Source organism: Hallella faecis (assembly GCF_018789675.1).
GTDB classification, from domain to species: Bacteria; Bacteroidota; Bacteroidia; order Bacteroidales; family Bacteroidaceae; genus Prevotella; species Prevotella faecis.
In genome coordinates this window covers 1-11005 of record NZ_JAHKBE010000066.1, presented here as the reverse complement: position 1 = coordinate 11005, position 11005 = coordinate 1, and the positions used below count along the sequence as shown (strand labels likewise).

Annotated in this window: 11 protein-coding genes; 6 read left to right on the top strand and 5 right to left on the bottom strand. The window is 54.6% G+C overall.

Annotation, left to right across the window (positions count from 1 at the left end; all coding sequences use genetic code 11):
- Positions 1–126: 126 nt before the first annotated feature.
- The 5 genes from KM934_RS11460 to KM934_RS11440 all read right to left on the bottom strand — a co-directional run bounded on the left by KM934_RS11460 (position 127) and on the right by KM934_RS11440 (position 5730).
- Complete coding sequence (locus KM934_RS11460) at positions 127–510, bottom strand: hypothetical protein (protein ID WP_215760737.1); 384 nt, start codon at positions 508–510, stop codon at positions 127–129.
- A 554-nt stretch (positions 511–1064) separates the two neighbouring features.
- Positions 1065–2696 carry a hypothetical protein gene (locus tag KM934_RS11455; protein ID WP_215760736.1) on the bottom strand — a complete coding sequence of 544 codons (1632 nt, stop codon included), beginning with the start codon at positions 2694–2696 and terminating at the stop codon, positions 1065–1067.
- Complete coding sequence (locus KM934_RS11450; protein WP_215760735.1) at positions 2693–3166, bottom strand: hypothetical protein; 474 nt, start codon at positions 3164–3166, stop codon at positions 2693–2695. The genes KM934_RS11455 and KM934_RS11450 overlap by 4 nt, the downstream gene beginning before the upstream one ends.
- Positions 3167–3507: 341 nt before the next feature.
- Positions 3508–4017 (bottom strand): nitroreductase family protein, encoded by a 510-nt coding sequence (locus KM934_RS11445; protein WP_215760734.1) that lies wholly within the window; start codon positions 4015–4017, stop codon positions 3508–3510.
- 63 nt (positions 4018–4080) lie between these two features.
- Positions 4081–5730, bottom strand: coding sequence for a glycoside hydrolase family 10 protein (locus tag KM934_RS11440; RefSeq protein ID WP_215760733.1), 1650 nt, complete (start codon positions 5728–5730; stop codon positions 4081–4083).
- Between the two features lie 94 nt (positions 5731–5824).
- On the opposite strand from KM934_RS11440, the gene KM934_RS11435 reads away from it, so the two are divergent.
- The 6 genes from KM934_RS11435 (at position 5825) to KM934_RS11410 (ending at position 10787) form a co-directional block, all read left to right on the top strand.
- Positions 5825–7336 carry a carbon starvation CstA family protein gene (locus KM934_RS11435; RefSeq protein WP_215760738.1) on the top strand — a complete coding sequence of 504 codons (1512 nt, stop codon included), beginning with the start codon at positions 5825–5827 and terminating at the stop codon, positions 7334–7336.
- A gap of 64 nt (positions 7337–7400) precedes the next feature.
- Positions 7401–7886 carry an outer membrane beta-barrel protein gene (locus KM934_RS11430; protein WP_215760732.1) on the top strand — a complete coding sequence of 162 codons (486 nt, stop codon included), beginning with the start codon at positions 7401–7403 and terminating at the stop codon, positions 7884–7886.
- 3 nt (positions 7887–7889) lie between these two features.
- Entirely contained in the window at positions 7890–8498 is a 609-nt protein-coding gene (gene recR, locus KM934_RS11425) for a recombination mediator RecR (RefSeq protein ID WP_215760731.1), read from the top strand.
- Between the two features lie 76 nt (positions 8499–8574).
- Positions 8575–8976, top strand: coding sequence for a hypothetical protein (locus KM934_RS11420; RefSeq protein ID WP_215760730.1), 402 nt, complete (start codon positions 8575–8577; stop codon positions 8974–8976).
- A gap of 44 nt (positions 8977–9020) precedes the next feature.
- A complete protein-coding gene (locus tag KM934_RS11415) occupies positions 9021–10220 on the top strand; it encodes a glycosyltransferase family 2 protein (protein WP_215760729.1) in 1200 nt (399 codons plus the stop codon).
- A 27-nt stretch (positions 10221–10247) separates the two neighbouring features.
- Entirely contained in the window at positions 10248–10787 is a 540-nt protein-coding gene (locus KM934_RS11410; RefSeq protein ID WP_215760728.1) for a GNAT family N-acetyltransferase, read from the top strand.
- Positions 10788–11005: the final 218 nt, after the last annotated feature.

Here is an 11005-nt window from a genome sequence, read left to right as displayed (position 1 = left end):
TTCAAAAGAACAGCAAAAAAACTTCAAGTTTTTCTTGCGTAGAAACATAGAATGCACACCCTCGTGAGTGATTATGATTTAAGAATTGAAATCTAATGACTGCATTTGGGCTTAATGGAAGAACCTTTACTCTGCCATTATTTTTACAATGGGCACAGTCTTCATGTTGTTTCGTGACCCATAGCGGAGCGTTCCCGTTTGTTTTGCAACCTTACCCTTAGGCACACTTATTATTTGCCCGTCATAATAAGGCATGCTCTTATTGCCAACAAAGAGAACTTCCGGGATGCAATTCCCGCTTTCTTCTTCACACCCCATCGCCAAAGCGTTGCCATTGGGCAGCACCTCCGTTACACGAAATGATTTGCCAGGAACAACACCGCGAGGCTTTTCAAACATAACGACATCGCCCTTCGACGCTGGCGTCGAAACTTGCCGCATGTTGATGACTGTGGTTGTAATCAATAGACCTGCGATGGCTACAAATAATAAGCTGATTAGGACTTTCATTCCGTTTCTCATGTTTTATGTCGATTTTGGTTTAAGATAGTGTGATACGCAAAGGTACACAAAAACTCACGGATTGCAAATTTTTATCGAAGAAATTCGCCGTCCACCCGTTGCAGGGATGCAATCGGCGTTTTTGCGTTCGGCACTTTTTCACTTTTTCACTTTAAGGTCGTTGCCACATGTCGCATTCGGGTTGATATCGACACCAGCCTATCTGAGGAGAACAAAAGACAAGCATATACTATATTTGGCCAGATCACTAAAAACGCAACAAGCATTCTTGTCTATATGGGGATAATTAAACCCAAATCGGTCGTCATTAGACCGAAATAGGTGAGTTATTATGATTTTATAGCTTCTTTCCAACTCTTGTCAGCGTTTCTTTCGGCATCTTGCTTCCATTCGCGTTTCGCCATAGCCCGCTATGGCTTCAACGAGAATGTCGCAACCTGCTCGAAACAAACACTAACAAGAATTGAAATCTAATGACCGTTTTGGGTTAAAGGATTTCTCTTTGCCGTACGACACAGAGAAATCCTAATGACCGATGTAGGTTAAAAGATACGGGTCACCGCCATGACGATAGCGATAACTATCGATATGAGGAAGGAGATGAGGCCCAGAATCAATATGATGAACGCAATGAGCAGCTGGATGAGGCCCAGATAGTTTGCTATGCAAATCAGCAGTGTGCAGATCAACATAGCCGCTATTCCGTTGGCCAGCCCCAGCCAGAAGCGGGCGGCTCCCGACTCGTGTTGCCAGGTAAATTTGCTCAGCAGCATCCCGTCCTTTATTATCCAGAAGGACAGACCCAGTCCCACCAGGGCTCGCACTGTGCTGTCTGCCCATGCCGGATAGGCGTAGTGGTAGATGAGGTCGGTCCAGGGAGCCACGATGTTGAAATATGCCAGATAACAGTTGAGCGGTGGGAAGAGAAGCACCATGGCTATCACCAGTCCCGTGAAGTGCCCCACCATGGCCGTCTCCTCCAGTCTCCGCTCCAGTCTTTGCAGTGTGTGGCGGTCCTCGTTGGTGGCCTGGCTCGATTCCACCAGTTGCTTCAGCTTTTTCCACGATTGGCCGTAATCGGTACTCTCGGCGCTCTTTTCGATGCTGTCCCGCAGTTCGTTGAAGTAGTCCGAGATGGGCGAGGTGGCCACAAAGAGCGTATCCGTTCCGCCATAGATGACGGCAGTGTATTCCTTTCTTTCGAAGCGGTATCTGATGGCTGTGCAGCTACATTCTGCTACGTATAGCGTGCTGAAGCACAGTCTGTTGCCATTTGACGAGCCTTGGCGTGCTGTTACGTCTCTCACGATGCCTCCTACCACGGGCAGGGCCAGTCCCTCACAGCTGTCGAATGCCGTGCCCTGGATGTCATAGCTGTTGCGCACACTCCATTCCCCGCTCATTTTGTTGAGTGTCTGTTCCAGCTCCCGTTTGTCGTTGGATGACAGTATGTCGGGTGTGATGTAGCGCTTGCTTATATCCACATACTGCTCATGCCGCATCACCATGTGCCTCTCCAGTCGTCCCGAGCCGTTGCACACCGAGCAGGTCACTCGCCTGGAGCCGTGGCAGGTGGGGCATAGCTCCTCGTGTGCTATCTTGCCGCTTCCGCCACACCGTGTGCAGGTCTCTCTTATCGGCACGTGTGTGACCTCCGGTACGGTTCTCCCGTCGGGATTACGCACATAGCGCACTTCTCGTCTGGTGGCGGTGTTGTAGCCCCGGCCATAGCACGATGTGCATCGTTCCTCCACGGTCACCTTGCCCTTGCCGCTGCAGTGGCGGCAGGTCACGGTGCCTTCGCCGCCACAGTGCTTGCAGGTGATGGTCTCGCTGGAGTGGGGAATATCTATCTTCGTCTCCATGTTGGTGAAGCGTGTGGGGAAGGGTGCCATGCCGGCGACATCCACCTGACTGAAGTGCACCACCGTGGGGTAGTGGTAGGTGCTGGTGGGTGCAGGCTCCGAGAAGTACAGCGTGCGTCTGTCGCGCTGTGCCTTGAGCATGGCCATATAGATGGGCGCATCGTAGGCTTCCACCACCTCCAGTGTGTCGCCAAAGCGTTTCCCCTTGTAGTTCTTCTCTGCGTCGCACAGTGCGTTTGCTTTTTTGCGGAACTCCTGCATCTGTGCGGCAGTGAGTGTGCGCACCGCATTCTTTCTGTATTCACTCATGCTTGGTTCCTCCCGTTAGCGTCTATACCCTTTGCTCTATGCGAGAGTTTCACTCTGGTCTTCTTGCTCCTCATCTTGTAGAAGCTCGCCATAATGAGCAGCAGAAACACAACCAGTACTATCGGCAGGCTCAGTGCTACCGTCTCTCTATAGGTGAAGCACCTGAAGCCCTGCGTGTAGTACGCGATCTTCTGCTGCATCGTCGCCTTTGAAGTATCGGCCTTGGCGGTGTCGGCTTCTGCGGAGGCTTCCAGGCTGTCGCTCCTCTGCGCAAAGGGAGCGTTTGCCCTCAGCGAGTCGAACTTATGGTATGCAGACTTTATACCGGCGGGGTTGTACATGCTGTAGCTCTCGATGAGCACCATGCGTGGCGGCATCTTGCTGATGTCGCGCGGCGAGCAGGCTCGGTCGAAGAGGATGATGGCACCGATGATCAGTACCCATTTCACGATGAGCTTGAAGGTTTCCATAGGTTCTGTTTTTAGATTGTTACGCTGGTTGGGGAGTCCTGTCATGCTTTTCATACACGCAGGAAGCGGTCTTCCCCCTTTCCTCTTGCAAAGTTAAACAATTTGCTGAAAAGCAACCGCAATAGTCCGTTAAATTCTTCGTAGGAGCACAAGGTTAGAAGCAAGCCATAGAAACTTTCCACTTTTTCACTTTAAGGTGGTTGCCATGGTTCCAGCACCCATAAGCCCACCGCCACGGCGTTGGCCTCAGGGCTTGCAACCCCAAGATGTCCAAGCCCACCCGTTGGCGTAGCTTGGATAGTTGGGGTTGCGATGATAAGTTGGCGGGGAGCGGGGAGGGCTTACCGCTCCTCAACGATCTCCTCCAGGGGTTTGCGTTTCTTCTCTGCGCGTGGGCAGTCGGCGGCCACATGGCCCATGGGAATGATGGCCACGGCCTCATAATCGGCAGACGGGAACAGGTTGCGCACCACGGCGGGGTCGTAGTTGCACACCCAGCATGTGCCCAACCCCCGTTCGGTGGCGGCAAGGCACAGGTGCTCCGTGGCAATGGCCACATCGATGTCGCCATGTGGCTTGTCGTCGTAACGGCGTGTCCAGCACGCTTGGTTGTTGCGCATGCAAACGATGTAGAGCGGGGCTGTTCGGAACCACTCGCGGTCGTAAGCGCTCCACAGTTGCTGGCGAGCCTCGGGGCTGCGCACCACAACCAGCTTCCACGGCTGGCGGTTGACGGCCGATGGCGCCAATCGCGCACACTCCAAAACGTAGTGGAGGTCGGCGTCGCTCACGGGCTCGTCGGTAAACTTGCGGGCCGAGAAGCGCGCCTCAGATAATTCGAGCATATTCATGGTGTAATCGGGTTTTATTGGGGTTGATGATTCTGATGATGGGCATGGCGCGCTGGCGGTCGCCTAAAGGCGCCGGCGCACTTGGAAGTGGCCCAACCGATGGCTCACGCCCTTGCGGTTGAGCGACCGGAGGATGTAGGTGCCCTCGGCCAATCGCGCTACGTTGAGGCGGTGGGCGTAGGGACCCGTGCACACCACCGTGCCCTCGACGGTCTCGCACGCCACCATGTCGGCGTCGAGCGTAGAGGGCTTGGCGGGCAACTGCAGCCACGTGCCGTCGCACGCCAGCATCTGTGTGGCCGCCGTGGGCTGCGCGCGCTCCTCATGGCTCTGCAGGGGACGGCTCTCGTTGCCGTAGCGGTCCATGGCCGTTACGGCGAAGAAGCGGTCGTGGGTGTTGACCTTCAGCGAGTGGGCCGCGCGCCGGATGGCTATGAGGTTCTCGGCGGCGTGGGTGTCGACGGGCCACGTCCTACTGGAATACACATTATAATAAGGTGTGTCGCCCTCCCAGGCCAGTCCGTCGCTGCATACCTCGATGGCGGTGGGAGCGTTGGGAGCCGATGCGCTTTGCCATGTCATGGGCGGCACCAAGGCCAGCGAGGCGTTAAACCGCTTGGCGAAATCGTAGATGCCCTGGATGTTGTCGGTGAAGAAACGGCCCCTGAAAAAGGCGTGCCCCAGTCCATACTGCCTGAGCACCTCCATCTCGCGCGTAACGTCGGCGACGTTCCATTTGCCCTCCTTGGGGTCGAGGAAATAGATGCCCAAGCCCGGCGCCACGATCTTGCCGTGGCTCTGCTCCGCCCAGTCGATGGCGAAAGGGAAGAACTGGTCGTTGCGGAAATACATCATCGGGAACAGTTCGTCCATCAGACCGTCGCGCAACCAGCCCTGCGCGTCCTGGCACACCTTCGTGTAGGCGTTCCAGCCGTGGCTCCAATAACGGCTCAGGTCGTCGAACTTGCCGATGGGCGAGCAGCTCATCTTCACCCAGGGCTTCAGCCGCTTCACCTTGTCGTGAATGTTACGCACGATGGATGTGATGTTTTGGCGCCCACGGCTTGCGGAGACCCGCATCTTCCACGTCTCAGGGTAGCGTATGTAGTCGAGGTGTATGCCGTCGACGTCATAGTTGCGCGTGATCTCCTCGCAGATGTCGGCCAGGTAGGTGGCGGTGCGTGGGTTCTCGGGGTCCATGTAGCCGTCGGGGCCAATCTTCTTGATGAGGCCCGGGTATTTCGCGTGCAACTTCCTGCATCCCAACTTGTTCCATTTGCCCATGGGCAGCGTCACCACCCATGCGTGCAGCTCCATGCCCCGCTTGTGGCACTCGTCGATGGCAAATTTCAGGGCGTCGTAGCCGGGACTTGTGCCAGGGAACCCACTCAGGCAACCATCCCAAGGCTCGTAGGCCGATGGGTAGATGACGGTTCCGCGGATACGTGTCTGTATGAGCACCGTGTTGATGCCCGCCTTGGCATACTGGTCGAGTAATGTGCAGAGCTCGGCCTGCTGCTTGGCAATGCTGTTCTTGCTCTGGGCGTAGGAATGGGGCCAGTCGAGCCCGCCGATGGTGGTGAGCCACACGGCACGCACCTCATGCTTGGGGCTCTGCATGTGGTTGAAGTCGGAGTAAGGGGGGAGCACTACAGCCTTTGCCTGCAAGGCCAGCAAAAGCAGGATGTATGTGAGGAAAGAAAATTTATGCATTTTTGGTTTATTTTTGATGACAAAGGTACATATTATTTTCGTTATTCCAAAAATTAACGTTACTTTTGCAATAGTTTTAAACTTAATGTCAGAGATGATTTCGTTTGCTATTTCATTATTGGCACTTGTTGTTGGCTACTTGCTCTATGGCAAGTTTGTTGAACATGTGTTTGCCCCCGACGACCGGCCCACACCAGCCGTTGCTAACGCCGACGGCGTAGATTACATGGTGCTGCCCGGTTGGAAGGTGTTTATGATCCAATTTCTGAACATAGCGGGCACCGGCCCGATCTTTGGCGCCATCATGGGCGCGTGGTATGGTCCGGTGGCTTACTTGTGGATTGTGCTTGGGTGCATCTTCGCGGGCGCTGTCCACGATTACTTCTCGGGCATGCTCAGCGTGCGCCACCACGGCGCCAACCTGCCCGAGCTCGTGGGCTGTTATTTGGGCCAGAACGCCAAGCGGGTGATGCTCGTGTTCTCGGTGTTCTTGCTCATGATGGTGGGCGTGGTCTTCGTGTATAGTCCGGCGCTCATCCTCAAAGACTTTGGGTGGAGCACCATGGGGTGGGTTTCCGTCATCTTTGTTTATTACATGTTGGCCACCTTGCTCCCCATCGACAAGATCATCGGCAAGTTTTACCCCATCTTCGCCTTCGCCCTGCTGTTCATGGCTGTGGCCTTGATGGTGTGCCTGTTCATAAAGATGCCTGCCATCCCTGAGCTGTGGAGCGGGGCGGAGGCTATGAACCGCAACACCCCCGCCTCGTTGCTGGGCGCCACGTCGTTCGCGGCGAAGAACCCGTTGTTCCCTTGCCTGTTCCTCACCATAGCCTGCGGCGCCATATCCGGGTTCCACGCCACCCAGAGCCCTCTGATGGCTCGGTGCCTCGACTCGGAGTTTAAGGGCCGTCGCATCTTCTACGGCTCCATGGTCACGGAGGGCATCGTGGCGCTGATATGGGCCACGGTGTCGATGTATTTCTTCTATTATGGAGGATGGCGCGAGGTGGTTGGTCCCGATGTGGCCAACGCCTTCTTGGCGCAGGCCGATGGCGGAAAGACGCTGGTGCAGTTTTTTAACGCACCCAATGTGGTGGAAAAGGTGTGCACCGGATGGCTGGGCGTGTTTGGAGGCGTGCTGGCCGTGTTTGGCGTGGTGGCCGCTCCCATCACCAGTGGCGACACCGCCTTCCGCTCGGCGCGCCTGATCATCGCCGACGCGTTGGGCGTTAGCCAGAAATCGGTGGCGAAGCGCTTCTCCATCGCCGTGCCCATGTTTGTGGCTGCCATAGCGTTGCTGGCTTGGCAGATAGGCAACCCCGACGGGTTCAACACCATCTGGCAATGGTTCGGATGGTCAAACCAAACGCTTTCCGTGTTCACCCTTTGGGCCATAACGGTTTACCTGGTGCAGGAGAAGAAATCGTTTGTCCTCACGCTCGTGCCGGCCGTGTTCATGACTGTGGTGTGTGGCACCTTCCTGTTGGTGTCGCCCATGGCATTGGGATTGGGCGCAACGATAGGCTATACGGGTAGCGTGGTGATCCTGGTGGCGGCTTGCGTGTGTTTCTTCGCATGGTATGGCAAGACCATGCGCGCATGAGGCCACAGGGGTGAGTGGAAATGATGGGCCTAACAAAGGTATGTATAATTAAATTATGTGAAATATGAGAAAAACAATTTTGCTATTGGCTGCACTCCTTATCTCGGTTACAGCGAGTGCGCAGTTTGAAAAGGATAAGACGTATGTGGGAGCGTCGCTCACCGGTTTGAACCTCAACTATAGCGGCATTGGCGACTTGAGCCTGGGCGTGCAAGCCAAGGCCGGTTACATGGTCGACGACAACCTCATGGTCTTCGGCGAGGCAGCCTACAACCACGAGGGGAAGAGCGATGCCGGCGACCTGCTCTCGGCAGGCGTTGGCGGCCGCTATTACATTGTGCAGAACGGCATCTTCCTGGGAGCCAACTGCAAGTTTATCCATGGCTTCCACAGCTACAACGATGTCATGCCTGGTGTGGAGGTGGGCTACGCCTACTTCATCAGTCGCACGGTAACCATCGAGCCGAGCATCTATTATCAGCAGAGTTTCAAGAACCACTCTGATTATAGCACCATCGGTTTCAAGATCGGATTCGGCGTTTATCTCTAAGCCGTGGAAACATACCCGTCTGTTCTTCTGGAGAAAGCCGTTGGAGAATTCAGCAAACTGCCAGGCATAGGGCGGAAGACCGCCTTGCGCCTGGTGTTGCATGTGTTGCGCCAACCCGTGGGCGAGGCGGAGGCCTTCGCCGATGCCGTGCTGCACGTTAGGAAGGACATTAAGTATTGTAGCGTGTGCCATAACATCAGCGACGACGACGTGTGCCCGATATGCGCCGATGCCCGGCGCGACCGATCGACGATTTGTGTCGTCGAGAATGTGCAGGACGTGATGGCCATAGAGAACACCCAGCAGTATAATGGCCTGTACCACGTGTTGGGAGGCGTTATCTCGCCGATGGATGGTGTGGGGCCTGGCGACTTGCAGATCGAGTCGTTGGTTCAGCGTGTCAAGGATAACGACGACGTGAAGGAAATTATCTTGGCGCTCAGCTCCACCATGGAAGGCGACACCACCAATTTTTATATTCACCGGCAGTTGGCACCGCTCCATGTGAAAGTTACCATGATCGCCCGTGGCATTTCGGTTGGAAACGACTTGGAATACACCGACGAGGTGACGTTGGGACGGTCGATTGTTAACCGCACGCTCATGGATTGAGGGCGCAACGGAAACCCTATCGGTCCATGGGGCCGATTGCGATTTAACGACTCATGTTATGAATCATCTCAGAAGATTGAAATTGACATTTTGGGCACCCATCGCCATCTGTGGCGCGATGGTGGCCTGTTTCGAGAGTGGTGCCTTGATAGAAGGCGGCTATATTGGCGATAAGCAGTTGGAGTATTATTGCGCGCTGGTCATGGAACTGGTCACCATCGTCCTGATTCCCTTGGCCCTCAGGCTCTTTCGCCTGAAATGGGTCGACAAGGCCATCCGCAAGAACCCTTCTAAGCAGTTGCCCGTTTGGCGGTCCATCCGCCTGTGCCTGTTGGCCGTCCCCATGATGGTCAACGTGTTCATGTATTATCAGTTTGTTCATCCCAGCTTTGGCTACATGGCCATCATTGGCTTGTTGACCATGGCTTTCGTCTACCCCTCGGCAGCCAGATGCCAGGCGGAGGAAAATATGGAGTAGGGGTGGACGTAACACTTTTGTATTCAAAGATTTAGAAAAGAACCATGAAGCTCTCAGTAGTCATTGTTAATTACAACGTGAAATACTATTTGGCGCAATGTTTACATTCGTTGAAACATGCGCTAAAGGGTATCTGCGCTGAGGTTATCGTGGTCGACAATGCGTCCGTCGATGGGTCGGTGGATTACCTTAAGCAGGTTCATCCCTGGGTGAGATATGTGGCGTCGGATACCAACCTGGGTTTCTCGAAGGCCAACAACCTCGCCATTCGGCAAAGCCAAGGCGAGTATGTGCTGCTTCTCAACCCCGACACCGTGGTGGGCGAAAACGTTCTCAGGGAGGCCCTGGCCTTCATGGACGGGCATCCCAAGTCGGGAGGAGTGGGCGTGCGCATGCTGAATAGCGATGGCACCGAGGCCATGGAGAGCCGTCGGGGCATACCGACGCCAGCCGTGGCGTTTTGGAAAATGGCGGGATTGTGCAGACGCTTTCCCACCAGTCTTCGCTTTGCGCGCTATTACATGAGTTGGCTTCCGTGGGATCGTCCCGCAAGGATCGAAATCATGAGTGGCGCGTTTTGCCTGATGCGGAAGCGGGCGCTCGATGAGGTGGGGCTCCTCGACGAGGATTTCTTTATGTATGGCGAGGATATCGACCTGAGCTATCGCATCCTGAAGGGAGGATGGGAAAACTGGTATCTCCCTCTCCGAATATTGCATTATAAGGGCGAAAGCACACAAAAGTCGAGTTTCCGATATGTGACGGTCTTCTACAAGGCCATGCTGATCTTCGTGCGAAAGCATTTCAGGCATTTCTCCCGATTGATGTCCACACCCCTCCAGATGGCCATTTACCTGAAGGCCACCTGTTCCATCATGGGGGTGCAATGGGAGAAATGGTGTTGCAGGATGCACCTGGTTGAGCCCGTGGTGAAAGAGAAGCCGCTTTTCGTGTTCCATACATCCGACGCCCACAAGGACCGTTGCTTGCAGCTTGTGGAAAAGAACGGCCTGCAAGCCGTTTTCGAAAGCGCCGATTCGTGGAAGGAGAGAGGCGGCGCAAAGGAGAGAGGTGGCGCGAAGAATGTGCCCGAGACGGTTTATCAGGTCTTCGACATGTCGCAACACCAGTATGCCGATCTGTTTAGAAGGTTCTCCGCCACCTTCGGGGGGCGTAGCCTCATCGCCTTCTGGTATCCAGAAGAAAACAGGTTGGTTACCAATAGTCAAGTTCTCATGGGTTAACCCCGCTTTCCAATAAACCATAAGAATATGGAAGCACATAAGCCAACAGTATCTTACGGCGACATCTCGTTGCGTGCCCTCGAACCCGAGGATCTCGATTTGCTCTACCAGGTGGAAAACGATGTTTCGCTTTGGAGCGTCGGAGTGACCAACAAACCTTATTCGCGCTATGCCCTCCATGAGTACATAGCCAGCGCTTCGGGCGACATCTATGTGGACCATCAGGTGAGGTTGATGATTTGCAATCGGGATGGCGATACGGTAGGTATGGTCGACCTGATGAATTTCAATCCGCAACACCGAAGGGCCGAGGTGGGGATCGTCATCCTGGACCGATACCGCAACCAAGGCTTTGGTCTCGCCGCCATGGCGCACATGTTTCGGTACGCCCACGCCACGCTCCATCTCCATCAACTGTATGCGCTGGTAGGCGAAAACAATCCCTACAGCATCCGGTTGTTTGAAGGCGCAGGCTTCGAAAAGGAGGGCGTTCTGCGCGATTGGATCTTCGATGGAGACCATTATCATGATGTAATTTTTTATCAAAGGCTATTGCCGGTAGAGTGATGGGTGACTTGGGTTGGCAAAACGCCCCGGTTTATGCCTAAATCATGCTAATCATCACTTTTTTCGAAAAAAGATGCAAGAATGTTTGGTGGTTACAAATAATATAGCTACCTTTGCACTCGCAAATAAGGAACAAGGACACTGAGAGGTGTTAGAAACACTCTAAGGTGCGTTAGTTCAGTTGGTTAGAATGCCTGCCTGTCACGCAGGAGGTCACG